Source organism: Muricoccus pecuniae, assembly GCF_014199205.1.
Lineage (GTDB): Bacteria > Pseudomonadota > Alphaproteobacteria > Acetobacterales > Acetobacteraceae > Roseomonas > Roseomonas pecuniae.
Genome location: NZ_JACIJD010000013.1, coordinates 1 through 25,227 on the forward strand (window position 1 = coordinate 1; position 25,227 = coordinate 25,227).

Below are 25,227 nucleotides of genomic sequence, written 5' to 3' on the forward strand. Positions count from 1 at the left end.
AGCTCCCGCCGCTCGGCCGCGCTCAGCACGATCGACACCGCAGGCTTGCCCATCGCCGTACCCCTACCGATCACCTAAATAATCGTAGGAATTTCGCGATCAGGGCACTAGAGGAAAACGCTCCGGACCTTTGTCGGGCGAGCGAATTCTCCCTTCCGGTGACGCGGCCCGCTCGGGGCTTGCTCCAGTCCTGTCCGGGTGAAGCGGCGGCCCGGGCCGGGGCGCTTCGGGACCGGTCTTGACTGCTGCCGGCCGTTCGCGAGCCGAACCCGCGGGGGGGGAGGCCAGGCTTGGTCGCGGAAGGGGCGCAGGAAGCCCCTGCGCCGCCTGCGCACCCTAATCCACGAAGCCCGACGCCTGCCGCGCCGACCGCCCGGCCGGCCCGGCGAGGGCCGCGATGATCTCGTCCGCCCGCGGGCCGGGCGTGACGGGGGCGGCGAGATAGGGCGTCCATTCCTGGAAGGGGGCGGGCAGGTAGCCGAGGAAGCGGATGCCCGGGCGCCCGTGCAGTTCCGTGCCCTGGCTGACGGCCAGCTCCACCTCGCCCCGCGCGGCGGCGGCCACCGCCTCCCCGCCGAAAGGGAAAAGCCTGCCGCGGGGGCCGGGATCGATGCCGAGGGCTTCCAGCGCCCGCTGGAACAGGCGCCCGGCCGTCGCGCCGCGGGCGGGATCGGCCCAGGCCACGCTCTCCGCCAGGGCGAGGGTCCGGCGCAGGCTGTCGGCATCCGTCACCTCCGGCAGGGAGGAGCCGGCGCGGGCGCCGAGGCCGACACCGGTGCGGCCGAGGCGCAGGGCCTCGCCCGCGACCAGCCCGTCCCGGCGGAGGGCGGCGATGGCCGCCTCGCTCAGCGCCGCCACAGCCGGGCGCGCGCCGGCCCGCACGCGGTCCCGCTGGGCACCCACGGTGTCGAAGGTGATGGAGGGGGGTGTTCCCGGGCCGGGCCAGGCGGCGAGCAGGGGCTCGAAGACGTGCTGGGTGGCGCCGGCGGCGAGGATCTCGGGCGCGGCCTGCGCGCGGGCGGCGCCGGGCAGGAGGGCGGTGGCGAGGAGGGCTCGGCGCGGCCAGGGCATGCACGTCCTCCCCTAAGCGGAACCGGGGGGCCGAAGCCCCCCGGTGATCGTCAGGCCGCCGCCTTGATGGCGGCCTTCTTCACGTCCTCGCTGACCGCGCCCGCGAAGGTCTCGAAGTTCTTCTCGAAGCGGGACTGCAGGTCCTTGGCCGTCCGGTCATAGGCCGCCTTATCCGCCCAGCTGTCGCGGGGGTTCAGCACCTCGGACGGCACGCCCTCCAGGGTCTTCGGGATGGCGAGGCCGAAGAAGGGCTCCTGCACGAACTCGACCTTGGCGAGCGAGCCGTCGAGCGCGGCGCGGAGCAGGGCGCGTGTGTGCTTGATGCTCATCCGCTGGCCCGTGCCATAGGCACCGCCGGTCCAGCCCGTGTTCACCAGCCAGACCTGCGCGCCGTGCTTCTCGATCAACTCGGCGAGCATGCGGCCATAGGTCTCGGGGTGGCGGGGCAGGAAGGGGGCGCCGAAGCAGGTGGAGAAGGTCGCCTGCGGCTCCTTGCCCAGGCCCTTCTCCGTGCCCGCCACCTTCGCGGTGTAGCCGGACATGAAGTGGTACATCGCCTGCGCCGGGGTGAGCTTGGAGATCGGCGGCAGCACGCCGAAGGCGTCGGCCGTCAGCATCACCACGTTCTTCGGCAGGCCGGCCATGCCGCCCGGGACCGTGTTCGGGATGAACTCGATCGGGTAGCAGGAGCGGGTGTTCTCGGTCAGCGAGCCGTTGTCGAGGTCGAGCACGCCGCGCTCGTCCGCCACCACGTTCTCCAGTACCGCGCCGAAGCGGTGGGAGGCGTTCCAGATCTGCGGCTCGGCCTCCTTGGAGAGCTTGATGACCTTGGCGTAGCAGCCGCCCTCGAAATTGAAGACGCCCTTGGGCGACCAGCCGTGCTCGTCATCGCCGATCAGCGCGCGCTCGGGATCGGAGGAGAGCGTCGTCTTGCCCGTGCCGGAGAGGCCGAAGAAGAGCGCCGTGTCGCCGCCCTTGCCGACATTGGCCGAGCAGTGCATCGGCAGCACGCCCTTGGCCGGCAGCAGCCAGTTCATCACGGTGAAGATGCTCTTCTTGATTTCGCCCGCGTAGCTCGTGCCGGCGATCGCGATCACCTTCTTGGCGAAGGAGAGGGCGATGAGCGTCGAGCTGCCCTCGCGCCCGCCATCGGTGGCCGGGTTCGCCTCCATCTCCGGGGCGTGCAGGATCACGTAGTCCGGCTCGAAGCCGGCCAGCTCCTCCACGGGCGGGCGGATGAACATGTTGCGCGCGAACATCGCGTGCCAGGCGTTCGGCGTGACGAGGCGCACCTTGATGCGGTGCTCCGGGTCGGCGCCGGCATAGAGGTCCTGGGTGAACAGCTCCTCGCGGCCGCCGAGATAGTCGCGCACGCGGGTGGTGAAGCTCTCGAACTTCGCGGGGTCGAGCTTCTGGTTGACCTTGCCCCACCAGATCTCCTGCGTGACCTCGGGGTCGTCCGCCACGAACTTGTCCTGCACGGAGCGGCCGGTGTGCTGGCCGGTCACGGCGATGAAGGCGCCGTCCGCCGAGAGGCGGCCCTCGCCGCGGCGGAGCGCGTGGGTCGTCAGGCCGGGGGCGGTGAGGTTCGCATGCACGGTCTGCGGCGCGGACACGCCGGTGCCGGACAGGGCGCGGGCATGGGAAGTGTCAGTCATTGTTAAGCGGATGCCTCCGGCTGGCTCGGCTCACTGGGGGGTCAGGGAACCGGGTAAAAGCAGGGGGAACATCGCCCAGCCCGGGAGCAAAATTAAGGCGCAATGTGGTGAGGCGCGCGAAATAACCGCATAGTTACTTAACTTTCGATACCATTCCACGGGATCCGGATAAAAAATGAAGCGTCGTCAAGACCGCTTTCCCGGCCTAGCCTGCTCAAAAAACCGGGAGAACGTGCATGCCCCTCGCCACCCGCCGCGCCCTTCTTGCCCTGGCCGGCCTCCTTCCCCTCACGGCCCGCGCGGCCCTGCCCGACCGGCCGCTCCGATTCGTCCTCGGCTTCCCGCCCGGCAGCGGGCCCGACCTCGTCGCCCGCCTCCTCGCGGACGGCATGCGGGAGGGCGTGCCGGCGGGGGTGGTGGTGGACAACCGGCCCGGCGCCGCCGGGGCGATCGCCGCCGGGGAGGTGGGGCGCAACGCCGCGCCCGATGGCACGACGCTGCTGCTGGGCGAGGTCGGCCAGCTCGCCATGGCGCCGAGCACCTATGCCCGGCTGAGCTACGACCCCGCCCGCGACTTCGCGCCCATCGCCGAGGTGGCGGCGGCGGACTTCGCCTTCGTCGTCCCCGCGGCCGTGCCGGCCGGGAACCTTGCGGAGTACGTCGCCTGGGCGAAGGCGCGGCCCAGCCTCTTCCTCGGCACCTTCGGGGCGGGAACTCCTGGGCATTTCGGCGCCTCCATCCTCGCCGCGGGTGCCGGGCTGACGGCGGAGGCCGTGCATTTCCGCTCCACCGGGGACGCGATGACGGCCGTGCTGAACGGGGCGGTGGGGGGCATGTTCGGCACCGTCGCCCTCGTCGCGCCGCAGGTGCGGGAGGGGAAGCTGAAAGCACTGGCGGTCACCGGCCCCGCCCGCGCGCCGCTGCTGCCGGGCGTGCCGACGGTGGCGGAGCTGGGGCGGCCCGACCTCGCCTTCAGCGCCTGGTTCGGGCTTGTCGCCCCCGCCGCCACCCCGGCGCCGCTGCGGGCGGAGCTGGAGGCGCTGGCGCTCCGTGCCCTGGCCGCCCCCGCCCTGCGCGCCCGCATGGAGGAGGCGGGGTTCCGCGTGGCCGGGCGGGGGCAGGAGGCCTTCGGCGCCCTCATCCGGGAGGAGACGGCGCGCTGGGCCGAGGTGGTGCGCGCGACGGGCTTCCGCGCGATCGAGTAGCCGCGTCTCAGAGCGCGTAGATCCGCACCCGCACGCTGTCGGGCCGCCGCTCCCCCATGCCGATGAACAGGCTCCGGTGCAGCCAGGCATGGGCGGGGGAGGCGGTCTCGAAGGCGGGGGCCGTGCGGAAGTACACGCGCTCCGGCGGCACGGGCTCGCCGCGCAGGAGCCGGGCCATGTCCTCCGGCGCCGCGTGGCGGAGGCCGCGGTTCACGACGTAGACGAGCGCACCGTCCGCCAGGCGAAGGGTGTAGCGCGCCTCGATCTCCGCCACCCCGTCCGGGCGGATGAGCTGGAAGTCGGCGCCGCCGGGCAGCACCTCCCCCTCCAGCCGAGGGCCGCTCACCCGCCCGCCGAGGATGGGGATGACCCGCCGCTCGCCCAGCGGCCCGGCGCCGACGAGCTGGGGAGGGGCCACGGCGACGTCCACCTGCCCGATGAAGTCCGGGGCGGGCCCGAGGGGCGAGGCCGGGGCCACCTCCACGGCCATCGGCCCGGCACTTCCCACGGGCAGCGGCCCGATGCTCGCAACCGGCAGCGGCCCGATCCCCTCGCGCCCGCTCACGCCTCCTCCCCCTCGGCCGGGCGGAACTCGGCCGCGCGCAGCCGGTGCGCCCGGCCGAAGCCGAGCACCATCAGCCCGCCCTTCGGCTCCATCCGCCAGAGCGCGAAGTCGGTGAAGCCGGAATAGGGCTCGGCATAGGGGTGGCGGGCCAGCCAGACGGCCTTCAGCGCCTCGTCCTCCACCTTCTCCGCCACGCCGTCCACGCTCACCCGCGGCGTGGTCTGCGGGTTCTCGTCCTCCGCCGCGCCCTGGAAGAGGATGCAGCAGCGGGGGTCCCGCATGAGCTGGCGCGTGTGCTCGGAGAGGGTGGAGAGCAGGAGCAGCACGGCCCCGTCGGGCGCGAGGGCCGGGGTGACGAGGGCGGCGTGGGGCTGCCCGTCCTTGCCCAGGGTCGCCAGCACTGCCGAGGCGGCGCCGCGCATCAGGCGCCGCGCCTGCAGCCCCCATTCGGCCCGGCGCGCCTCCATCTCCCCCGAGGCCGGTCCGGCCTCCATGTTTTCCGAGGCCGGACCGGCCTCCATGTTCTCCGAGGCCGCACCGGCCTCCGTGTTTCCCGAGGCCGCGCCGGCCCCCATGTCTTCCGAGGCCTTCCCGGCCCTCTCTCCACGCCCGGCTTCCGCCATGGCATCCTCCCGCCACAATCGGGTGCGACGCCCCGAGAGCTGGCTTCAGGAACGCCCGATGCCCCATACCATCGCCCTGGTGGATGACGACCGCAACATCCTCACCTCCGTGTCCATGACGCTGGAGGCCGAGGGCTTCACCGTCCGCACCTATACGGACGGCGAGAGCGCGCTCCAGGGCCTGCTCGCCCGGCCGGTGGACCTCGCCGTGCTCGACATCAAGATGCCGCGGATGGACGGGATGGAGCTGCTCCAGCGCCTGCGCCAGCGCAGCGGCATGCCGGTGATCTTCCTCACCTCCAAGGACGACGAGCTGGACGAGCTGATGGGGCTGCGGCTGGGGGCGGACGACTACATCACCAAGCCCTTCTCCCAGCGCCTGCTGCTTGAGCGCATCCGCACCCTGCTCCGCCGCAACGAGGCGAGCCGGGCGGAGGGGTCGGGCACGCCCCAGGGCGGGGTGATCGCGCGCGGCGACCTCGTGCTGGACGAGACGAAGCACACCTGCAGCTGGAAGGGGAAACCCGTTCAGCTCACCGTCACGGAGTTCCTGCTGGTCAAGGCGCTGGCCGTGCGGCCGGGCATGGTGAAGAACCGCGACCAACTCATCGACGCCGCCTATGGCGAGAACATCTACGTGGACGACCGCACGATCGACAGCCACGTCAAGCGCGTCCGCAAGAAGTTCCGGGCCGTGGACGACAGCTTCGGCCAGATCGAGACGCTCTACGGCATCGGCTACCGCTACAAGGAGGCGTGACCGGGAGAACCATCCACGGCGTGGATGGGGACTATCCAGGGGATGCGGTGGAGTCCAGCCGGGGGAGGGCGCATATGGCCTTCACCGACGGCGGCGATCCGCCGACCCATCCATCCCAAGGATAGAAACGATGTCCAGCTCCAACCTCTCCCGGACCCTCCGCAGCCTCGGCCTGGCCGCTGCCCTGATCGGCGCCGCCGCGGCCCCCGCCTTCGCCGAGGGCACCTATGTCCCGGGCCCCGTGGCCTCCCCGGCCTGGACCGCGAGCGCGGCCCGCACCCCGCTCGCCGGCAACGGCGCGGCCAGCACCACCCCCGCCCAGAACTTCTTGGAGCGCTCGGGCGCCACGGGCAACGCCGGTCAGCACGCCTGATCCCCGGTCGGGGCTTGCCCCGATCCGGTCGGGCCGCGCCCGAGGCTGGGTCCCCCCGCTCGGCCCGGGCGTCTCCCTCGCCCCCCTCACGGAAGGCCTGCCGGTTCGCCGGCGGGCCTTTCGCGTGCCAGGGCGTCCCTTTGCCCCATCATCGCCGTCACCCGGCCTCACGCCCGGCACCGGAAATGGCCTAAGCTCCCCCCATGCCGGACGCCAGCGGTCCCCTCACGACCGAGATACCTCCCACCGTTCCCCTGGAGCGGCGCGGGACGAGCCGGCGCATCTCGCCGCTGCTGCGCCGCATCCTGCTGGTGAACATGCTGCCGCCCTTCCTGCTGGCGGCGACGCTTCTCTACCTCGACCAGTACCAGGACGGGCTGCTGGCCGCCGAGGTGCAGGGGCTGCGGACCCAGGCGCGCATCTACGCCAACGGCATCGCCGAGGCCGGCGTCCGCATCCAGGACGACCGCGCCACCCTGCTCCCGGACACCGCCCGCCCCCTGCTGCGCCGCCTGACCGAGCCGAGCCCGGCGACCCAGGCGAAGCTCTTCGACAACAACGGGCTTCTGGTGGCCGACAGCCGCCTGCGCGAGGGGCCGGGCGGCGCCATCGTCACCGAGCCGCTGCCGCCCCCCGGCGCGCCCGGCCCCATCGCGGGCACGCTCGGCCGCCTCTACGAGAAGGTGCTGGACTGGTTCCCCCGCCCGCGCGTGCGCGGCCCCGCCGTGGTGGTGGACGAGACGCCGGGCGCCGCCTCCTTCGAGTGGCAGCCCGATCTCGGCCCGGACCGGCGGGAGGAGCTGCGCCTGGCGCTGGAGGGGGGCGTGAACCCCTATGTCCGCCGCACCGCGGACGGGCGCCTGCTCGTCTCGGTGGCCGAGCCCGCGCGGCGCGCGAACCAGCCCGTCGGCATCGTGCTGCTGACGCGGGAGGCGCGGGAGGTGGACCAGCGGGTGATGGAGATCCGCGGCTCCGTCCTCGTCCTCTTCGTCATGGCCCTGGCGCTGACCGTGGCGCTCTCGGTCTATCTCGCCCGCACCCTCGCCTCGCCGATGCTGGAACTGGCGGCCTCGGCCGCCTCCATGCGGGCGGGCAAGGGGCGCGGCGGCTCGGTTTCCGCGCCGCTGATGGCGCGGCAGGACGAGATCGGCATCCTCGCCCGCGCGCTGCAGAGCGGCACCAACGCCCTCTGGGCCCGGGTGGACGCGAATGAGCGCTTCGCGGCCGACGTGGCGCACGAGTTGCGCAACCCACTGACCTCCGTGCGCTCGGCCATCGAGACGCTGCGGCGCGTGGAGAACCCGGAGCAGCAGAAGCGCCTGCTCGCCATCATCGCCGAGGACGCGGTGCGGATGGACCGCCTCATCGGCGACATCTCCGACAGCTCGCGCGTGGATGCCGAGCTCTCCCGTTCGGTCGCGGAGCCGGTGGATATCGGCCCCATCCTCGCGACGCTGGTGGAGCTGCACACCACCACGCGCGGCGAGGAGGACCCGCAGATGCGGATCGATGCGCCCGCCCATCTCGTCGTGCGCGGGGTGGAGGGGCGGCTGGTGCAGGTGTTCCGCAACCTGCTGGGCAACGCCGTCTCCTTCTCCCCCGCCCGCGGGGTCGTGCAGGTGCGCGCCCGGCGCACGGGGGCGGTGGCGGAGATCTCGATCGAGGATGAGGGGCCCGGCATCCCCGAGGCGAAGCTCGAGGGGATCTTCGACCGCTTCTACACCGAGCGCCCGAGCGGCGAGCGCTTCGGCCAGCATTCCGGCCTCGGCCTCTCCATCTCGCGCCAGATTGTCGAGGGGCTGGGCGGGCGGATCATGGCGGAGAACCGCCGCAACCCCGAGGGATCAGTGGCCGGGGCGCGCTTCGTGGTGCGGCTGCCGGTGGTGTGAGGGTGGCTCCTGCTGCCCCGGGGAAAGGCGCCTCCTTTCCCCGGACCCCTATCCGCCAGGGAACTGAGTTCCCTGGACCCTCTATCTGTTAAAACGCCGTGCCCGGCGGAGGCCCTTCAAGGGCCTCCGCCGGGCACGGCACTCCTTCTCAGACGGGAGGTCCAGGAACCTCAGGTTCCTGGCGGATGGGTCTGGGAAGGCAGCGCCTTCCCAGGAACCGCCCGAACCACCCCTAATCCACCCGCGCGCCGGAGGCCTTCACGATCGCCGGCCAGCGCGCTGCCTCGGCGCGGATGAGGGCGGCGAATTCCTCGCGGCTGCCGGTCGCCATCTCGAAGCCCTGGGCGCGGAGGTTGTCGGCCACTTCCGGCTTCGCCATCGCCGTCCGCGTCTCGGCGTGGAGCCGGGTGAGGATCGGCTCGGGCGTGCCGGCCGGGGCCAGCAGCCCCTGCCAGGTCACCACCTCGAAGCCGGGATGGCCGAGCTCGGCCACGGTGGGCACGTTCGGCAGGGCGGGGCTGCGCTCGGCGCCCGTCACGGCCAGGGCGCGGATGCGGCCCTCCCGGATGAACTCGATGGCGGCGGGCAGGGTGACGAGCAGGCTGTCGATATGCCCGGCCACGAGGTCCACCACGGCGGGGCCGCCGCCTCGATAGGGAACATGCGTCGTCTGGATGCCCAGCGCCTGGCCGAGCAGGATGCCGCCGAGATGGCCGATGCTGCCGTTGCCCTGGCTGGCGAGGGTGGTGGTGCCGCCGGCCTCCAGCGCGAGGCGGCGGTACTCGCGGAGGTCCTTCGCCTCCAGCGCGTTCTTCACCACAAGCACCTGCGGCGCGCGCACCAGCTCCGCGATGGGCGCGAAGTCGCGCACGGGGTCGAAGCCGATCTTCGCGTAGAGGGCGGGGTTGATCGTCAGGGGGTCGGAGCCGACCAGCAGGGTCAGCCCGTCCGGCTTGGCGCGGGCGACGAGGTCGAAGGCGATGTTGCTGCCGGCCCCCGTGTGGTTCTCCACCACCACGGGCTGGCCGAGCGGGCCGGTGAGGGCCTTGGCCGCGGTGCGGCCGAGGATGTCCAGGCTGCCGCCGGGGGCCACGGGCACGATCACGCGCAGCGAGCGGTCCGGCCAGACGCCGGGGGCGGGGGCCTCACCCTGGGCGAAGGCCGGGCGGGCCGCGGCCGGGGCGGCGCCGAGGGCCAGCGGGGCGGGCAGCGCCGCGGCCAGGGCGAGCAGGCGGCGGCGGGAGAGGTCGCGCATCGGGCGTTCCGGGATGGACATGATGGGGAAAGAGATGGTTTTTCTCCATCATCCCTTCCAGCCCGGCAAGAAGAAGATTATTTTGCTCCGTAAGTGCGAGGCGGGGGAAGGATTTGGCATATGACGGGGCAGCCGGAGTTGGACTCCACCGACCGCGCGATCCTGCGCCTGATCCAGCCCGACGCCGCCCTCTCCCTCGCCGCCATCGCCGAGGCCGTGGGCCTCACCCCCACCCCCTGCTGGAAGCGTATTCGCCGGATGGAGACGGCCGGGATCATCACGGGCCGCGCCACCCTGCTCGACCCCGCCCGCGTCGGCCTGCCGCTCACCGTCTTCGTGGCGCTGGAGATCGGGGACCACTCGGCCGCCTGGATCGAGGCCTTCGGCCGGGCGGTGGAGGGGATGCCGGAGGTGCTGGAGTGCTGGCGGATGGGGGGCGACATCGACTACCTCCTCCGCGTCGCGGTGGCGGACATGCCGGCCTATGACGCCTTCTACCGCCGCCTCACCGCGACCGTGCCGGGGCTGCGGAACGTGACCAGCCGCTTCGCCATGGAGCGGGTGAAGGCGGGCACGGCCCTGCCGGTCTGAGGGTGGGTCTGTAGGCGGGTCCGGGCGCGCCCCGGGCGGCCCTGTGACAGAATGCGACACGGCGTGTTGATGCCCCCATCGCGCTGCCGCATAACCCCCCGCGTGACCCGCGCAGCCCCTCACCCCACCCTGATCGCGCCCTCCCTCCTGGCCGCCGATTTCACGCGGCTGGCCGAGGAAGTCGCCGCCATCGAGACCGCCGGCGCCGACTGGCTGCATCTCGACATCATGGACGGGCACTTCGTCCCGAACATCTCCTTCGGCCCGGCCCTGGTGAAGGCGTTGCGCCCGCTCAGCCGGATGCCCTTCGACGTGCACCTCATGATCGCCCCGGTGGACCCCTATCTCGCCGCCTTCGCCGAGGCTGGGGCGGACGTGATCTCCCTCCACCCCGAGGCGGGGCCGCACCTGCACCGCTCCCTCCAGACGATCCGCTCGCTCGGGAAGAAGGCCGGCGTGGTGCTCAACCCCGCCACCCCCCTGGACAGCGTGGCGCATGTGCTCGACCTCACGGACCTCATCCTGGTCATGACGGTGAATCCCGGCTTCGGCGGCCAGTCCTTCCTAGAGGGCCAGCTGCCCAAGATCGCCGCCCTGCGCCGGATGATCGATGAGTCCGGCCGCGACATCCGCCTGGAGATCGACGGCGGCGTGACCGCGAAGACCGCCCCGCTCTGCCTGGAGGCGGGGGCGGACGTGCTGGTGGCCGGCACGGCGGTGTTCGGCGCGCCGGACCGTGCGGCCGCCATCGCCGCTCTCCGAGGTCCCGGGGGAGGACCCGGGGGAGGTTCCGGGGCCGCTCCCACGAGCGCGGAGGGGCGCGCGGCATGAGCGGCTGGCTGCGCGGCGCGCGCCGCACCCTCTCCACCCTCAAGCCCATGCGCGTGCCCGAGGCCCCGGCCCGCGCCTTCCGCGACCTCTGGCCCGGCGACGCCCTGCGCGGCCAGCGCCTGCTGGAGGGCGAGCTGGAGGTGGCCGGCACCGTCCGCCCGCTGCGCGACGACCCCTCCACCTTCGGCCCCCTCGCCGGCAGCGCCCCCTGGCGCGCGGCGCTGCACGGCTTCGCCTGGCTGCGCGACCTCCGCGCCCTCGGCACGGATGCGGCGCGGATGCACGCGCGCGACATCACCCGCGCCTGGATGGAGGCGCCCTCGGCCGACCCGCTGGCGGGCACGCCGGAGGTGGCGGGCGCCCGCCTCTCCGCCTGGCTCGGCCACTGGGACTTCATCGCCGCCACCGCCGAGGATGGCTTCCGCCGCGCCATGATGGCCCGCCTGACCCTCGACGCCCGCGTCCTCGTCGCCTCCCTGCCGGCCGAGGCGCGGCACCGCGGGGCGCTGGTGGCGCTGAAGGGCGCGCTGGCCGCCGCCGTGGCGCTGGAGGAGGAGCCCTGGCTCACCCGCTGCCTCAAGCTCCTGCCCGCCGAGATCGACCGCCAGATCCTGCCCGACGGCGCGCATGTGGAGCGCAGCCCGGGCATCCTGCTGCTGGCGCTGCAGGACCTCATCGAGATCCGCAACCTCCTGCACGGCGCGGGGATCGAAGCGCCGCCGCACCTCGCTCACGCGCTCGACCGCGCCGCCCCCGCGCTCCGCCTCTTCCGCCACGGCGATGGCGGGCTGGCCGCCTTCAACGCCACGCGGGAGGAGGCGGCGAGCCTGCTCGACCTCGTGCTCACCCAGGCCCAGGCCCGCGGCCGCGCGCCGCTGATCCTCGGCGATGCCGGCTTCCAGCGCCTCCAGGCCGGGCGGACGCTCGTGATCGCCGATTGCGGCGCCCCGCCCGCTCGCAGCAACGGCATCCTGCCCGGCGGCCTCTCCCGCGGCGCCGACCGCGTCCACCATGCCGGCACCCTCTCCTTCGAGATGTCGATCGGGCGCGACCGGCTGATCGTCAACTGCGGCGCGGCCCCCGCGGCCGAGGGCGCCTGGCGGGACGCGCTGCGCGCCACCGCCGCTCATTCCACCCTCGTGCTCGCAGACACCAACAGCAGCGAGCTGACCGAGGAGGGCCTCGGCCGCCGCCCCGAGCACGTGGAGGCCGAGCGCCACGAGGCGAGCGGCGCACAGTGGCTGGAGGCCACGCATGACGGCTGGAAGAGGGCCTTCGGCGCGATCCACCGCCGCCGCCTCTACCTCGCGGAATCCGGGGACGACCTGCGCGGCGAGGACCTCGTGGAGGCGGAGGAGATCCCCGCCTTCGCCCTGCGCTTCCACCTCCACCCCGCCGTGACCCCCACGCCGCAGGAGGACGGGGCCTCCGTGCTGCTGCGCCTGCCCTCCGGCGCCACCTGGCGGCTCCGCGCCCGCGGCGGCCGCGTGCTCGTCGAGGACAGCGTGCAGGTCTTCGGGGAGGCGAAGCCGAGCAAGCAGGTCGTCGTCCTGGCCGAGGCCGGGACGGGCAACGTGCAGTGGGCGATCGGGCGGGTGGCGGCGAGCGAGGGCTAGCGGCCCCCGCTCCCGGCCGCCTCAGCCCCCCTCCCCTCGCTCCGCGGCCGGCCCGTAGCCGCCGCCGGTCGGGGTGACGATCGTCACCGCCTCTCCCGCGCGCAGGGCGGAGCGGGCGCAGCCTGGCAGGGTCTCCACCGTGCCGTCCAGCCGGCGGACGAGGTTCCGCCCGCGCTCGCCCGGCTCCCCGCCCAGGAGGCCGGGGGGCGGCACCTCGCGATGGCCGGCGAGGATGGCGACCTCCATTTCCTCCAGGAAGCGGATCGTGCGGCGCGTGCCGTCCCCCGCGCGCCACTTGCCGCGCCCGCCGGAGCCCTCGCGGATGGCGAACTCCTCCAGCACCACGGGGAAGCGCGTCTCCAGGATCTCCGGGTCGGTCAGGCGCGAATTGGTCATGTGGGTCTGCACGCCGGGCGCGCCGTCGAAGCCCTCGCCGGCGGGGGCGCCGGAGCAGATCGTCTCGTAGTACTGGTAGGTCGCGTTGCCGAAGGTGAGATTGTTCATCGTGCTCTGCGCCGGCGCGAGCGTGCCGACGGCGGCCAGCAGCGCGGAGGTGACGGCCTGCGACACCTCCACATTTCCCGCCACCACGGCGGCCGGCCATTGCGGCGAGAGCATGGAGGCTTCCGGCACCACGATGCGGATCGGGCGCAGGCAGCCCGCATTCATCGGGATGTCGGAATCCACCAGCAGGCGGAAGGCGTAGAGCACGGCCGCGCGCGTCACGGGGCGCGGCGCGTTGAAGTTGTCGGGCTGCTGGGGCGAGGTGCCGGTGAAGTCCACCACCGCCTCGCGCGCGGCGTGGTCCACCGTGATCCGCACCTGCACGCGGCGGCCGGAATCCATGGGGTAGGTGAAGGAGGCCTCGGGCGGCAGCCGGTCGAGCGCGCGGCGCACGCTCTCGGCGGCGTTGTCCTGCACATGCGCCATGTAGGCGTGCACGACATCCGCGCCGAAGCCGCGCACCGCGCGCAGCAGCTCCGCCGCGCCGCGCGCATTGGCCGCGACCTGCGCCTTGAGGTCCGCGATGTTCTGGGCCGGGTTGCGCGCGGGATACTTCGCGCCCGTCAGCAGCGCGAGCGCCTCCTCCTCCTGGAATCGCCCCTCCTTCACGAGGTGGAGGTTGTCGATATAGACGCCCTCCTGCTCGATCGTCGTCGCGTCCGGCGACATGGAGCCGGGCGCGGTGCCGCCGATATCGGCGTGGTGGCCGCGCGAGGCGACCCAGAAGATGAGCGCGCCGTCCTCCCCGAAGACGGGCGTGCAGACGGTGATGTCAGGCAGATGCGTGCCGCCGTTATAGGGCGCGTTGATCGCCCAGACATCGCCCGGGCGCGGGTTCGGGTTGGCGCGCGCCACGCTCTCCACGCTGCCGTCCATCGAGCCCAGATGCACGGGGATGTGCGGCGCGTTGGAGACGAGGCCGCCCTTCGCGTCGAACACCGCGCAGGAGAAGTCCAGCCGCTCCTTGATGTTCACGCTGCTCGCCGTGTTCTGCAGCGCGACGCCCATCTGCTCGGCGATGGAGCGGAAGAGGTTGTTGAAGATCTCCAGCATCACCGGATCGGCCTCGGTGCCGAGCGCGGCGGTGCGGGCGAGGGGCCGGGTGCGGTCGAGCACGAGGTGGTCCGCCTCCGTCAGCACCACGGACCAGCCGGGCTCCACCACCACCGTCTGGTTCGGCTCGATGACGAGCGCGGGGCCGGCGACGGGCTGCCCCGCGCGCAGCGCCTCGCGGCGGTACACCACCGCCTCGTGCCATTCGCCGCCCGAGAAGAGTCGTGTGGTGCGGAGCGGCTCGGCGGCGGCGGTGCCCTCCGCGCGGCTGGGCGGGGCGGATGCGGCGCCGCCCCCCGCGGCCTCGGCCAGCGCGGCCTCGATCACCACGGCGCGGGAGGGATCGGTGAAGCCGAAGCGGGCGAGATGCGCGGCCTCGAAGGCCTCGCGCAGGGCGCCGGCGGCCAGGGTCGCGGCGGAGACCTCCGCCTCCCCGGCGAGGTCGAGGGCGGGGACCTCCAGCGGCGTGTCCGTGCCGGCATAGCGCAGCAGCAGGGCGATGCGCGTGGTCAGCGCCTCCGCCCCCACGCCCTGGGACAGCACCTCGGCCCGCGCCTCCCCCGCCAGGCCCTGCAGGGCGGGGAGGATGCCCGGGAGCGCCCCGTCCTCCAGCGGCCGGTCGAGCGTGCGCTGGCGCACGGCGCGGATATCAGCCAGCCCCATGCCATAGGCCGAGAGCAGGCCGGAGAAGGGGTGGATCAGCACGCGCGTCATCGCCAGCGCGTCCGCGACGAGGCAGGCATGCTGGCCGGAGGCGCCGCCGAAGGCGTTCAGCACGTATTTGGTGACGTCGTAGCCGCGCTGGACGGAGATCGTCTTGATCGCCTCCGCCATGCCGGCGACGGCGATGCGCAGCGCGCCGTCCGCGACCGATTCCGGCGTGCGATCCCCGCCGAGCTCGGCGGCCAGCGCCGCGAACTTCCCGCGCACGGCCTCCGCGTCCAGCGGCTGGTCTCCACCGGGGCCGAAGATGGCGGGGAAGAAATCGGGCAGCAGCTTGCCCGTCATCACGTTGCAGTCGGTGACGGTGAGCGGGCCGCCGCGGCGGTAGCAGGCCGGGCCGGGATCCGCGCCCGCGCTCTCCGGCCCCACGCGCAGGCGCCCGTCGCGGTACTGCACGATGCTGCCGCCGCCGGCGGCAACGGTGTGGATCAGCATCATCGGCGCGCGCATCCGCACGCCCGCGACCTCGGTTTCCAGCGCACGCTCAAACTGCCCGGCGTAATGCGCGACATCGGTGGAGGTGCCGCCCATGTCGAAGCCGATGACCTTTTCGAAGCCCGCCTCCGCGCCCGTGCGCGCCAGCGCCACGACGCCGCCCGCGGGGCCGGAGAGGATGGCGTCGCGCCCCTGGAAGAGGGAGGCGGCGGTCAGCCCGCCGGCGGAGGTCATGAACATCACCCGCGCGCCGGTGCGGGCCACGTCCAGCTCCTCCTCCACCTGCGCGACGTAGCGGCGCAGCACGGGGGAGAGATAGGCGTCCACCACCGTGGTGTCGCCGCGCCCGACGAGCTTGATCAGCGGCCCGACCTCGTGGCTGGCCGAGACCTGGGCGAAGCCCATCCCGCGCGCCATGGCGGCGGCGCGCGCCTCATGCGCCGGGTGCTTCCAGGAATGGAGGAAGACAATCGCGACGGAGCGGAACCCGTCCTCGCGCAGCGCCTCCAGCACCGCGCGCAACTCCGCCTCGTCGAGCGCGGATTCCACCGTGCCGTCGGCGCGCACGCGCTCGCCGATCTCCTCTACGCGGGCGTAGAGAAGCTCGGGCTTCACCACGCGGCGGGCGAAGATGTCGCGCCGGGCCTGGTGGCCGATGGCCAGCGCGTCGCGGAAGCCTGATGTGGTGACCAGCGCCGTGCGCTCGCCCTTGCGCTCCAGCAGGGCGTTGGTGGCGACCGTCGTGCCCATCCGCACCTCGCCCACTGTGCCGGTGGGGATGGGGGCGCCGCGCGCGAGGCCGAGATGCAGGCGGATGCCCTGCACGGCGGCGTCGCGATAGGCGCCGGGATTCTCCGACAGCACTTTGCGCGCGTGCAGCCGCCCCTCGGGGTCGCGGCCGATCACGTCGGTGAAGGTGCCGCCGCGGTCCACCCAGAAGTCCCAGGCGCCTCGGGAGGGGGATCGGGCGGTGGCGGACATGCGGAATCCCCTGCTGCGGCGCATCAATCCCTTAGAGCGGATTCGGCGCGCCGGGGAGGGGGCGCTACTCCGCCGCGAAGGTGACGAGCTGCGCGCCCTCCTCCACCATCTCCCCCACCGCCGCGCGCAGGCTCTCCACCCTTCCGTCCGCGGGCGCGCGGAGGGTGAGCTCCGTCTTCATCGCCTCCAGCACCAGCAGGGGCGCACCCTTCGCCACGGCATCCCCCTCGGAGACGAGCACGCGCACCACCCGCGCGGGGATGGGGGCGACCACGCGCTCGCTCCCGGCCTCGGTGCCGCCCGGGGGCGCCAGGGGGTCGGTCACGAGGACGGTGTGGGTGCGCCCGGCATGGGCGACGCCGATCGCGCCCTCCAGCCGCAGCACCGTCACGCGGCGCTCCACCCCGTCGAGCCGCAGGCGCAGGGCCTCGCCGTCCGGCTCGGCGCCCGCCACGGGGCTCCAGCCGCCCGGCAGGTCCAGCCGCCACGTGCCCTCCGGCAAGGCGTGGGCGCGCAGCACCACTTCCTCCCCGTCCAGCGAGAGGTGCAGCTCCTGCCAGGGATCGCCGTTCAGGCGCCAGGCATCCCGCAAGGACCAGGGATCGGCCGGAACCCCCTCCGCCCGCAGCAGCGCCATGGCCGCGGCGGCGAGGACGGTGCCCCGCTCCTCAGCCGAGGGCGCCGCCTCGGTCATCACCTCGGGGTGGCGGGCGATGAAGCCCGTGTCGAAGCGGCCGGCGGCGAAGTCGGGATGCGCGGCCACGGCCCGCAGCAGGCCAAGATTCGTCCGCACCCCCATCACCTCGTACTCCGCCAGCGCGGCGCGGAGCCGGTGCAGCGCCGCCGGGCGGTCCGCGCCCCGGCAGATGAGCTTGGCGATCATCGGGTCGTAATAGGGGGTGATGGCGTCCCCCGCCCGCACGCCCGTATCCACCCGCACATCCGGCGTCTCGCGCGGCTGGCGGAGGTGGTGCAGCGTGCCGGTGGAGGGGAGGAAGTCGCGCGCGGGGTCCTCGGCATAGATCCGCGCCTCGATCGCGTGGCCACTCAGGCGCAGCTCCTCCTCCCGCAGCGGCAGGGGCTCGCCGGCGGCGACGCGGAGCTGCCATTCAACGAGGTCGAGGCCCGTGACCATTTCCGTCACGGGATGCTCCACCTGGAGGCGCGTGTTCATCTCCATGAAGTAGAAGTCGCCGTCTTCGGAGATGAACTCCACCGTGCCGGCGCCGACATAGCCGACGGCGCGGGCGGCGTCGCAGGCGGCGCGGCCCATGGCGGCGCGGCGGGCGGGGTCCATGCCGGGGGCGGGCGCCTCCTCCAGCACCTTCTGGTGCCGGCGCTGGACGGAGCAGTCGCGCTCGAAGAGCGAGACGGTGTTGCCGTGGCTGTCGGCGAAGACCTGGATCTCGATGTGGCGCGGGCGCTGGAGATACTTCTCGATCAGCACGCGCGCATCGCCGAAGGAGGAGGCGGCCTCGCGCGCGGCGCCGGCCAGGGCCTCCGCGAAATCCTCCGCGCGCTCCACCACGCGCATGCCCTTGCCGCCGCCGCCCGCCGAGGCCTTGACCAGCACGGGGAAGCCGATGCGCGCCGCCTCGGCCGCCAGCAGCCCGGGGTCCTGGTCCTCCCCGTGATAGCCGGGCACGAGCGGCACGCCGGCCGCCTCCATCAGCGCCTTGGAGGCCGCCTTCGATCCCATGGCGCGGATCGCCTCCACCGGCGGGCCGATGAAGGCGATGCCGGCCTCCGCGCAGGCCGCGGCGAACTCGGCGTTCTCGGAGAGGAAGCCGTAGCCGGGATGGATCGCCTGCGCGCCCGAGCGGCGCGCGGCCTCGATGATGCGCTCGATCCGGAGATAGCTCTCCCGCGCGGGGGCGGGGCCGACGGGCCAGGCCTCGTCGGCCAGTTGGACATGCCGCGCGCGCGCATCCGCCTCGGAGAAGACGGCCACCGTCGCGATGCCCATGCGGCGCGCGGTGGCGATGACGCGGCAGGCGATCTCGCCGCGATTGGCGATGAGGATCTTCGTGAACATCGGCGTTACATCCGGAACAGGCCGAAGCGCGTCTCGGCGATCGGCGCGTTGAGGCTGGCCGAGAGGGAGAGGGCGAGGACGCGGCGTGTCTCGGCGGGGTCGATCACCCCGTCGTCCCAGAGGCGTGCCGAGGCGTAGGTCGGGTGGCCCTGGCGCTCGTACTGCTCGCGGATCGGCGCCTTGAAGGACTCCTCCTCCCCGGCGGACCAGGACCCGCCGCGCCCCTCAATCCCGTCGCGCCTGACGGTGGCCAGCACCGAGGCCGCCTGCTCGCCGCCCATCACGCTGATCCGCGCGTTCGGCCACATCCAGAGGAAGCGCGGGGAGTAAGCGCGGCCGCACATGCCGTAGTTGCCGGCGCCGAAGCTGCCGCCGATGACGACGGTGAGCTTGGGCACCTGCGCGGTGGCGACCGCCGTGACCATCTTCGCCCCGTCCTTGGCGATCCCGCCCGCCTCGTACTTCCTGCCCACCATGAAGCCCGCGATGTTCTGTAGGAAGACGAGCGGGATGCCGCGCTGGGCGCAGAGCTCGATGAAATGCGCGCCCTTCTGCGCGCTCTCGCTGAACAGGATGCCGTTGTTGGCGACGATGCCGACGGGCATTCCCCAGATATGCGCGAAGCCGCAGACGAGGGTGGGGCCGTAGAGGCGCTTGAACTCGTCCAGCTCGCTGCCGTCCACGATACGCGCGATCACCTCCCGCACGTCGTAGGGCGTGCGGAGGCTGGTGGGGACGACGCTGTATATCTCCTCCGGCGCGTAGAGGGGCGGGCGCGGCTCGCGCAGCGCGAGGGGCGGGCGCTTGACCGTGTTCAGCCCGGCGACGATGCGCCGCGCGATGCCGAGCGCGTGCGCGTCGCTCTCGGCCAGGTGGTCGGTCACGCCGGAGGTGCGGCTGTGCAGGTCCCCGCCGCCGAGCTCCTCGGCCGTGACGACCTCGCCGGTTGCCGCCTTCACCAGCGGCGGGCCGGCGAGGAAGATCGTGCCCTGCTCGCGCACGATGATGCTCTCGTCGCACATGGCGGGCACATAGGCGCCGCCGGCGGTGCAGGAGCCCATCACCACCGCGACCTGCGGGATGCCCTGGGCCGACATGTTCGCCTGGTTGAAGAAGATGCGGCCGAAATGGTCGCGGTCGGGGAAGACCTCGTCCTGCTCCGGAAGGTTCGCGCCGCCGGAATCCACGAGGTAGAGGCAGGGCAGCCGGTTCTGCGCGGCGATCTCCTGCGCGCGCAGGTGCTTCTTCACCGTGAGCGGGAAATAGGTGCCGCCCTTCACCGTGGCGTCGTTGGCCACGATCATGCATTCGCGCCCGCTGACGCGGCCGATGCCGGTGATGATGCCGGCCGAGGGCACCTCGTCCTTGTAGAGCCCCGTCGCGGCGAGCTGCCCGATCTCGAGGAAGGGCGAGGCAGGGTCGATCAGCGCGCGGATGCGGTCCCGCGGGAGGAGCTTGCCCCGGGAGAGGTGCTTCTTTCGCGCTGCTTCCCCGCCGCCCCCCCGCACGCGGTCCGCCAGGGCGCGGAGATCGGCCACGAGGCCGCGCATCGCCGCCGCGTTCTCCGCGGCCTCGGGCGAGCGGGGGTCATGGGCCGTGCCGAGAACGCTCATCCTCTCCCTCCCACGGGCGGTGGCCCGTCAAGCAGCGCGGGCGGTGTGCCCGTAAACTGCCGTTCGTTCGTTTATTCTTGACAGGAGACAGGGGCGCGATCTCCCCTGTCAAGCACGGAATGGAGGGCGCGGGGCATGGGACGGATCGCCGGCTCGGACGGTGCGCGCACCGCCGCCGCGATCCGGCGCGCGGGCCTGCGGCTGATCCACCGCCGGGGCTACGAGGCGATGGGGCTGCGCGAGCTCGCCGCGGAGGTGGGGATCCGGCCGGCCTCCCTCTACAACCATATCGGCTCGAAGCAGGAACTGCTCTTCGACCTCATCCACGAGCACATGGCGGCGCTGCTCGCCTCCGCCACGGCCGCGCTGGAAGAGGCCCCGCCCAGGGCGCCCGCGCGGCTGCGCGCCTTCGTGCTGCACCACGTCGCCTATCATCTCGGGCGCAAGGCGGAGGTCTTCGTCGCGAACTTCGAGCTGCGCGCGCTGGAGCCGCCCGGCTATGAGCGCATCGTCGCGCAGCGCCGTGCCTATGAGGCGATGCTCGTGGCCTTGCTGGAGCAGGGGGTGGAGGAGGGCGCGTTCCGCATCCCCGACAGCCGCGTCGCGGCCTATGCGATCCTGGCGATGCTCACGGGAACCTGTACCTGGTACCGCCCGGACGGGCGCCTCTCCCGCGCGCAGGTCGCCGCGATCCATGCGGCAATGGTGCTGCGGAGCTGCGGGTATGCGGAGGGGGGCGAGGAGTGAAGAACAGGTCGCGCGCGATTTCTTACAACAAAACAGAAGCCTAGTATCACAAAGTCGCGATCTGCGCCGCCGTTCCCTGGGCTGGCGAAGCCCTCACCAAGGCCTCGCCCCACTCCCCACTCGCGAGAATGTGTAAGGAAAGGCAAGGAAAACAGGCCTTCCCCGGTCGTCGCCCCTGAAACCCCAGGGCTGGATTAGGACACCCGTATTGTCATACCGCCGGCCGGGACCGGCCCCATAGTCTTCGTGACAGCCGGGACCCGCTTCTCTAGACCTGGGCTCGCGGAGATGTGAGCCGGGTGCCCGCCTCACGAGCCGTCAACGGAATTGGTCAGGAGCGGCTGGGCAGCGATGCATCAGAGTGTTCCGGTTCCGGATGCCAAGCGCCAGGCCTCGCCCGGTCCGCATCCGCGGCCGTTCAGCCGCTGGTGGCGCACCGGGGCAGGCATGCGGGTCTCCACGCGCCTGCTGCTGATCATCGCCGCCTGCCTCGTGCCGACCCTCGTGCTCCAGGTCGCCGTGAGCTGGAGCCAGTGGGCCGAGCGCAAGGCGCAGCTCGACGACCTCGCCGTGCATCAGGCGGAGCTGCTGGCCGGCACGGTGGACAACATCGCCAACAGCGCGCGCATCCTGCTCGGCGCCGCAGCGGAGTTGAATCCGGGGCCACTTCCCGCCGAGGGCTGCGGCCGCCGGCTGGCGAGCCTGCGCGAGCACGCGGCGGGCTTTGCCTTCATCGCGCTCACCAGCCCGGACGGGGTGACCTGCGCCTCCGACCCCGCGCTGGAGTGGCAGAGGGACGGGGAGTGGGTAAGGAGCGCGCAGCGGGCCCTCTCCTTCACCGCCGGGCACTTCACGCGTCCCGAAGGCTATCCCGGCGGCGTGCTGCCCTTCTACATGCGCCTGGCCGACCAGCCGGGGCAGGAGGGGCGGGTGCTCGTCGCCGCGCTCGACCTGGACTGGCTGGAATGGCAGCTGCGCCACCTCAAGCGCGCGGGCTCGCCCTTCATGGCCGGCGGCGTGCTCACCGTCTCCGACGACCGGGGCGTCATCCTCGGGCGCGACGTGCGGCACGCGGAGTTCGTGGGCAAGTCCTTCCCGCCGGCCGCGATGGAGGCGATGCGCGCCACCCAGCCCGGCACGCTGCGGCTGCGGAGCATCGACGGCGCGCGGCGCCTCGTCGGCTACACGCCGCCCACCCCGGCGAACATCCACCTCTCCACCATGGTCGGCTTCGACGAGGCGGAGCTGATGGGCGACATCGAGCGCGCGCTGCTGCGCGGGGTGCTGCTGCTCACGGGCGTCACCGTCATCGTCTTCGCCCTCACGCTTCTCGCCGCGCGGCGCTTCATCACCCGCCCGACCAACGCCCTTCTCGCCGTCGCCCGGCGCTGGCGCAGCGGCGACCTCTCCGCCCGCGCGCCGGGATGGGACCGGCGTTCCGAGTTCGGCCAGCTCGCCGCGGCCTGGAACGCCATGGCCTGCGTGCTGCGCCAGCGCGAGGAGGAGCTTCGCGGCTACACCGATGCGCTGGAGGTGCGCGTCGCCGCGCGCACGGCGGAGTTGGTCCACTCCAATTCCCGGCTGCAGGCCGAGATCGCCGAGCGCCAGAACACCGAGGCCGCGCTGCTCCAGGCGCAGAAGGTGCAGGCCGTGGGCCAGCTCGCCGGGGGCATCGCGCACGACTTCAACAACGTGCTGCAGGCGGTGCTGGGCGGCGTCAGCCTCATCCGCCGCCGCTCGGGCGACCCGGAGGCGATCGGGCGCCTGACCGGCATGGTGGAGGACGCGGCCCGGCGCGGCGAGTCCGTCACCCGCCGCCTCCTCGCCTTCTCCCGGCGGGAGGAGCTGCGGGCGGGGGTGCTGGAGATCGCCGTCCTGCTGGAAGGGCTTCAGGAGGTTCTCTCCGCCACGCTCGGCTCGCGCATCCGGGTGCGGGTGGAGTCGGCGCCCGGCCTGCCGCCCGTCCTCGTGGACCGCGGCCAGCTCGAGACGGTGCTGGTGAACCTCGCCACCAACGCGCGGGACGCCATGCCCGCGGGCGGCGCCCTCACCCTCCTGGCCGACGCGCAGAAGGTGGAGGGGGCTTGCGAGGTGAAGGGCCTCGCGCCCGGCCACTATGTCCGCATCACCGTGATGGACACGGGGGAGGGCATGGATGCGGCGACCCTGGCCCGCGCCGCCGAGCCCTTCTTCACCACCAAGCCGCTCGGCCAGGGCACCGGTCTCGGCCTCGCCATGGCGCGGAGCTTCGCCCAGGGCTCGGGCGGGGCGCTCGCCATCGCCAGCGCGCCGGGGGAGGGCACGCGGGTGTCGCTCTGGCTGCCCGTGACGGGGGGCGAGGCGGAGGCGGACGGGGCCGCGCCGGTGCATCAGGGGCCTGCCCTGTGGGACGGCTCCGGCCCGCGCCACCGCGTGATGCTGGTGGACGATGACCCCATCGTGCGCGACGTGCTCGTCACCCAGCTCGCCGATGCGGGTTTCGCGGTGGAGGAGTTCCCGGACGGGGAGGCGGCGCTCGGCCGGCTGGGCGAGGCGGGGCGGGTCGATATCCTCGTGACGGACCTGGCCATGCCGGGCATGGACGGCGTGGCCCTCATCCGCGAGGCGCAGAAGGCCCGGCCCGGCCTGCCCGCCATCCTCGTCACCGGCTATGCCGGGGATGCGGCCGCGCTCGCGGTCGGCGCGGCGGTGAGCGGCCCCTTCGCCCTCATGCGCAAGCCCGTGACGGGCACCCAACTCGCCGACCAGGTGGAGGCGCTGCTCGGCGCGGCCCCCGGGCGGGCGGAGCGCATGCCGTGACGGGCGGCATGTCAGGCAGTGCCAGGAAGTGTCGGTGCCGGCGCAAACCGCTTGCCGGCCCGGCGGCCGCAACCGCAGATAGAGAAATCCGCAGGAAGGGAAGAAGCGATGTCCAGCTGCTCGGGCCGGGGAGGCCCCGCCCGGCCGGATGAGGGCACCGCCATGCGGATCCGGATCCTGGAGGCGATGGTCGCGGTGATGGCCGCACGGCTGCCGCCGGAGGATCTGCGGGAGGTCGCCGCGCTGCTCGTCTTCATCGCCAAGGGATCGGATGCTGCCTCGGACATGGTCGGGGCGGCGGGCGGCGCGCCGTCCCTCGCCCTGGCCGGGCATCACGCGGCCGAGCTGCTGGACCGCATCGCGCTCAGCCGCGGGATCGGCTCGGGCGGCGAGAAGGAGGAGAAGGCGCCGCGGCAGGGCAGGGGGAAGCGGGCCGCCCGCCCGGCGCGCAAGGCCGCGCCCGCGCGCTGACGGTTCGTCGGGCGAAACATCTTGCGCGGCCGTAAATACAACTTTAAGTTGTTGTCTCTCCCAAACCGGCAGCACGAGCCCTCCATGTCCATCGCCCTCGGCAAGACCGCCCGGCCGCCCGGCGCGCTCCCCCGTGCCCAGGGGCGCCTGACGGCGGAGCAGTGCCGCCGGGCGCGGATCATCCTGGGCTGGACCGACCAGCAGCTCGCGGACCGCGCCCTCTGCTCCCGGGTGAATGTCTGGAACCTGGAGGCCGGGATTTTCCGCTCCCACCCCACCATCCTCGACGCGGTGCGGGGCGCGCTGGAGGAGGCCGGGATCGAGTTCCTCGCCGACCAGGGTGGCGTGCCGGGCGTGCGCCTGCGGGAGAGCCGCAGCCACTGAGGGGCGGTTGACCCCCGGGGGAGGGGGCCTAGACTCCCGCGCGCCGGGGGAGGGCCAGCCTCCTGACCCCGCCGCGCCCGCGTAAGGGCGTGGCGGCCGCCCGGCCTGACCTGAGGAGGTTCCGTGCGCGCCTGTTTCGTGGATGCCGGGGGCGCCCTGGCGGATGTGATGGAGCGGCTGCGCCGCCCCGCCGACATGGCTGTGACGGTGAACCGCCAGCCCGACATCACCTCCGACGAGCTGCCTGCCCTGCTCGCCGGGCACGAGATCGCCATCATCGACCACACCCACCTGCCGACCGCGATCGCGAAGCGCTGCGAGGCGCTGCGCCACGTCGTCTTCCTCGGCACGGGGGCGCGCAGCTACATGAACCCCGAGGAGCTGGAGGCCGAGTGCGGCATCCGGGTCCACATCATCAAGGGCTATGGCGACACGGCGGTGGCGGAGATGGCCTTCGCCCTCATGTGGGCCGCGGCCAAGGGCCTCGCCTTCATGGACCGCGGCATCCGCGCCGGCGAGTGGCGCCGGACCGATGGCGTGGAGCTGACGCGCAAGACGGTCGGGCTGATCGGCTTCGGCGGCATCGGCGCGGAGATGGCGCGGCTGTGCAACGGCGCGGGCATGCGCGTGATCGCCTGGAACCGCACGCCGCGCGAGGCGCCGGGCGTGGAGTTCGTCGATCTCGACACGCTCCTCGCCGAGAGCCACGTCGTCTCGCTCCATCTCCTGCTGAGTGACGAGACGCGCGGCTTCCTCTCCGCCGAGCGCATCGCGAGGATGCGGCCCGGCGCGATCTTCGTGAACACCGCGCGCGGCGCCATCACGGACGAGGCGGCGCTCGCGCGCGCGGCCGAGAGCGGGGCGATCGGCCATATTGCGCTTGACGTCTATTCGGAGGAGCCGCTGCCGCCGGGGCACCCTCTCTCGAAGGTCGAGCGCGCGACGCTCGCCGCCCACTCCGCCTTCCGCACGCCCGAGGCGAGCGACAACCTCATCGAGGCCGCGCTGGAGCACTGCCGCCGCATCGCGCGCGGGGGCTGAGCCC

20 protein-coding genes are annotated in these 25,227 nt (G+C 73.2%); 12 read left to right on the forward strand and 8 right to left on the reverse strand.

Features of this window, described 5'->3' with window-relative positions:
• Positions 1 to 336 precede the first annotated feature (336 nt).
• A complete protein-coding gene (locus tag FHS87_RS14495) occupies positions 337 to 1,071 on the reverse strand; it encodes a molybdate ABC transporter substrate-binding protein (RefSeq protein ID WP_184519749.1) in 735 nt (244 codons plus the stop codon).
• 50 nt (positions 1,072 to 1,121) lie between these two features.
• Positions 1,122 to 2,729 (reverse strand): phosphoenolpyruvate carboxykinase, encoded by a 1,608-nt coding sequence (locus tag FHS87_RS14500; protein ID WP_184519751.1) that lies wholly within the window; start codon positions 2,727 to 2,729, stop codon positions 1,122 to 1,124.
• A 236-nt stretch (positions 2,730 to 2,965) separates the two neighbouring features.
• On the opposite strand from FHS87_RS14500, the gene FHS87_RS14505 reads away from it, so the two are divergent.
• On the forward strand, positions 2,966 to 3,934 hold the full coding sequence (locus FHS87_RS14505) for a Bug family tripartite tricarboxylate transporter substrate binding protein (protein WP_184519753.1): 969 nt from the start codon (positions 2,966 to 2,968) through the stop codon (positions 3,932 to 3,934).
• A 7-nt stretch (positions 3,935 to 3,941) separates the two neighbouring features.
• Here the strand turns inward: FHS87_RS14505 and FHS87_RS14510 are convergent, their stop codons facing one another.
• Together FHS87_RS14510 and FHS87_RS14515 are read right to left on the reverse strand one after the other, a co-directional pair.
• The gene (locus FHS87_RS14510; protein ID WP_312862005.1) at positions 3,942 to 4,499 is read right to left on the reverse strand and encodes a DUF3237 domain-containing protein; all 558 of its coding nucleotides are present in this window, start codon (positions 4,497 to 4,499) and stop codon (positions 3,942 to 3,944) included.
• Positions 4,496 to 5,122 (reverse strand): HugZ family pyridoxamine 5'-phosphate oxidase, encoded by a 627-nt coding sequence (locus tag FHS87_RS14515; protein WP_246418418.1) that lies wholly within the window; start codon positions 5,120 to 5,122, stop codon positions 4,496 to 4,498. Before FHS87_RS14515 ends, FHS87_RS14510 begins: the two co-directional genes overlap by 4 nt.
• 58 nt (positions 5,123 to 5,180) lie before the next feature.
• Here FHS87_RS14515 and FHS87_RS14520 point away from each other — a divergent pair, with 58 nt between their 5' ends.
• The 3 genes from FHS87_RS14520 to FHS87_RS14530 all read left to right on the forward strand — a co-directional run bounded on the left by FHS87_RS14520 (position 5,181) and on the right by FHS87_RS14530 (position 8,144).
• Positions 5,181 to 5,882: a response regulator transcription factor gene (locus FHS87_RS14520; protein WP_184519755.1), complete on the forward strand. Its 702-nt coding sequence runs from the start codon at positions 5,181 to 5,183 to the stop codon at positions 5,880 to 5,882.
• A 130-nt stretch (positions 5,883 to 6,012) separates the two neighbouring features.
• Positions 6,013 to 6,255, forward strand: coding sequence for a hypothetical protein (locus tag FHS87_RS14525; protein ID WP_184519756.1), 243 nt, complete (start codon positions 6,013 to 6,015; stop codon positions 6,253 to 6,255).
• A gap of 203 nt (positions 6,256 to 6,458) precedes the next feature.
• On the forward strand, positions 6,459 to 8,144 hold the full coding sequence (locus FHS87_RS14530; RefSeq protein ID WP_184519758.1) for a stimulus-sensing domain-containing protein: 1,686 nt from the start codon (positions 6,459 to 6,461) through the stop codon (positions 8,142 to 8,144).
• Positions 8,145 to 8,376: 232 nt separating this feature from the next.
• On the opposite strand, the gene FHS87_RS14535 is transcribed toward FHS87_RS14530, so the two are convergent.
• The gene (locus tag FHS87_RS14535; protein ID WP_184519760.1) at positions 8,377 to 9,399 is read right to left on the reverse strand and encodes a tripartite tricarboxylate transporter substrate binding protein; all 1,023 of its coding nucleotides are present in this window, start codon (positions 9,397 to 9,399) and stop codon (positions 8,377 to 8,379) included.
• A gap of 120 nt (positions 9,400 to 9,519) precedes the next feature.
• Here FHS87_RS14535 and FHS87_RS14540 point away from each other — a divergent pair, with 120 nt between their 5' ends.
• From FHS87_RS14540 to FHS87_RS14550, 3 genes are all read left to right on the forward strand, one after another.
• The gene (locus tag FHS87_RS14540; RefSeq protein ID WP_184519762.1) at positions 9,520 to 9,990 is read left to right on the forward strand and encodes an Lrp/AsnC family transcriptional regulator; all 471 of its coding nucleotides are present in this window, start codon (positions 9,520 to 9,522) and stop codon (positions 9,988 to 9,990) included.
• A gap of 102 nt (positions 9,991 to 10,092) precedes the next feature.
• Positions 10,093 to 10,821 (forward strand): ribulose-phosphate 3-epimerase, encoded by a 729-nt coding sequence (gene rpe, locus FHS87_RS14545; protein WP_312862006.1) that lies wholly within the window; start codon positions 10,093 to 10,095, stop codon positions 10,819 to 10,821.
• A complete protein-coding gene (locus FHS87_RS14550) occupies positions 10,818 to 12,437 on the forward strand; it encodes a heparinase II/III family protein (protein WP_184519765.1) in 1,620 nt (539 codons plus the stop codon). The genes rpe and FHS87_RS14550 overlap by 4 nt, the downstream gene beginning before the upstream one ends.
• Positions 12,438 to 12,458: 21 nt before the next feature.
• Here the strand turns inward: FHS87_RS14550 and FHS87_RS14555 are convergent, their stop codons facing one another.
• The 3 genes from FHS87_RS14555 to FHS87_RS14565 all read right to left on the reverse strand — a co-directional run bounded on the left by FHS87_RS14555 (position 12,459) and on the right by FHS87_RS14565 (position 19,781).
• Positions 12,459 to 16,133 (reverse strand): hydantoinase B/oxoprolinase family protein, encoded by a 3,675-nt coding sequence (locus tag FHS87_RS14555; RefSeq protein WP_184519767.1) that lies wholly within the window; start codon positions 16,131 to 16,133, stop codon positions 12,459 to 12,461.
• 64 nt (positions 16,134 to 16,197) lie between these two features.
• Positions 16,198 to 18,168 carry an acetyl/propionyl/methylcrotonyl-CoA carboxylase subunit alpha gene (locus FHS87_RS14560; protein ID WP_184519769.1) on the reverse strand — a complete coding sequence of 657 codons (1,971 nt, stop codon included), beginning with the start codon at positions 18,166 to 18,168 and terminating at the stop codon, positions 16,198 to 16,200.
• A 5-nt stretch (positions 18,169 to 18,173) separates the two neighbouring features.
• Entirely contained in the window at positions 18,174 to 19,781 is a 1,608-nt protein-coding gene (locus FHS87_RS14565) for a carboxyl transferase domain-containing protein (RefSeq protein WP_184519771.1), read from the reverse strand.
• A 135-nt stretch (positions 19,782 to 19,916) separates the two neighbouring features.
• On the opposite strand from FHS87_RS14565, the gene FHS87_RS14570 reads away from it, so the two are divergent.
• The 5 genes from FHS87_RS14570 to FHS87_RS14590 all read left to right on the forward strand — a co-directional run bounded on the left by FHS87_RS14570 (position 19,917) and on the right by FHS87_RS14590 (position 25,223).
• The gene (locus tag FHS87_RS14570; protein ID WP_184519773.1) at positions 19,917 to 20,528 is read left to right on the forward strand and encodes a TetR/AcrR family transcriptional regulator; all 612 of its coding nucleotides are present in this window, start codon (positions 19,917 to 19,919) and stop codon (positions 20,526 to 20,528) included.
• A 447-nt stretch (positions 20,529 to 20,975) separates the two neighbouring features.
• Positions 20,976 to 23,327 carry a response regulator gene (locus tag FHS87_RS14575; RefSeq protein WP_184519775.1) on the forward strand — a complete coding sequence of 784 codons (2,352 nt, stop codon included), beginning with the start codon at positions 20,976 to 20,978 and terminating at the stop codon, positions 23,325 to 23,327.
• Positions 23,328 to 23,489: 162 nt separating this feature from the next.
• The gene (locus FHS87_RS14580; protein WP_184519776.1) at positions 23,490 to 23,798 is read left to right on the forward strand and encodes a hypothetical protein; all 309 of its coding nucleotides are present in this window, start codon (positions 23,490 to 23,492) and stop codon (positions 23,796 to 23,798) included.
• 84 nt (positions 23,799 to 23,882) lie between these two features.
• Positions 23,883 to 24,182, forward strand: a complete 300-nt coding sequence (locus FHS87_RS14585) for a transcriptional regulator (protein WP_184519778.1) — start codon at positions 23,883 to 23,885, stop codon at positions 24,180 to 24,182.
• A 123-nt stretch (positions 24,183 to 24,305) separates the two neighbouring features.
• Complete coding sequence (locus tag FHS87_RS14590; protein ID WP_184519780.1) at positions 24,306 to 25,223, forward strand: NAD(P)-dependent oxidoreductase; 918 nt, start codon at positions 24,306 to 24,308, stop codon at positions 25,221 to 25,223.
• Positions 25,224 to 25,227 lie beyond the last annotated feature (4 nt).

Bases quoted from the DNA above. Each gene is read 5' to 3' on its own strand.
- FHS87_RS14565 (WP_184519771.1), bottom strand. From the start codon at position 19,781: ATGAGCGTTCTCGGCACGGCCCATGACCCCCGCTCGCCCGAGGCCGCG.
- FHS87_RS14560 (WP_184519769.1), bottom strand. From the start codon at position 18,168: ATGTTCACGAAGATCCTCATCGCCAATCGCGGCGAGATCGCCTGCCGC.
- FHS87_RS14540 (WP_184519762.1), top strand. From the start codon at position 9,520: ATGACGGGGCAGCCGGAGTTGGACTCCACCGACCGCGCGATCCTGCGC.
- FHS87_RS14535 (WP_184519760.1), bottom strand. From the start codon at position 9,399: ATGCGCGACCTCTCCCGCCGCCGCCTGCTCGCCCTGGCCGCGGCGCTG.
- FHS87_RS14525 (WP_184519756.1), top strand. From the start codon at position 6,013: ATGTCCAGCTCCAACCTCTCCCGGACCCTCCGCAGCCTCGGCCTGGCC.
- FHS87_RS14570 (WP_184519773.1), top strand. From the start codon at position 19,917: ATGGGACGGATCGCCGGCTCGGACGGTGCGCGCACCGCCGCCGCGATC.
- FHS87_RS14580 (WP_184519776.1), top strand. From the start codon at position 23,490: ATGCGGATCCGGATCCTGGAGGCGATGGTCGCGGTGATGGCCGCACGG.
- FHS87_RS14495 (WP_184519749.1), bottom strand. From the start codon at position 1,071: ATGCCCTGGCCGCGCCGAGCCCTCCTCGCCACCGCCCTCCTGCCCGGC.
- FHS87_RS14555 (WP_184519767.1), bottom strand. From the start codon at position 16,133: ATGTCCGCCACCGCCCGATCCCCCTCCCGAGGCGCCTGGGACTTCTGG.
- FHS87_RS14550 (WP_184519765.1), top strand. From the start codon at position 10,818: ATGAGCGGCTGGCTGCGCGGCGCGCGCCGCACCCTCTCCACCCTCAAG.
- FHS87_RS14530 (WP_184519758.1), top strand. From the start codon at position 6,459: ATGCCGGACGCCAGCGGTCCCCTCACGACCGAGATACCTCCCACCGTT.
- FHS87_RS14585 (WP_184519778.1), top strand. From the start codon at position 23,883: ATGTCCATCGCCCTCGGCAAGACCGCCCGGCCGCCCGGCGCGCTCCCC.
- FHS87_RS14500 (WP_184519751.1), bottom strand. From the start codon at position 2,729: ATGACTGACACTTCCCATGCCCGCGCCCTGTCCGGCACCGGCGTGTCC.
- FHS87_RS14505 (WP_184519753.1), top strand. From the start codon at position 2,966: ATGCCCCTCGCCACCCGCCGCGCCCTTCTTGCCCTGGCCGGCCTCCTT.
- FHS87_RS14575 (WP_184519775.1), top strand. From the start codon at position 20,976: ATGCGGGTCTCCACGCGCCTGCTGCTGATCATCGCCGCCTGCCTCGTG.
- FHS87_RS14520 (WP_184519755.1), top strand. From the start codon at position 5,181: ATGCCCCATACCATCGCCCTGGTGGATGACGACCGCAACATCCTCACC.
- FHS87_RS14515 (WP_246418418.1), bottom strand. From the start codon at position 5,122: ATGGCGGAAGCCGGGCGTGGAGAGAGGGCCGGGAAGGCCTCGGAAGAC.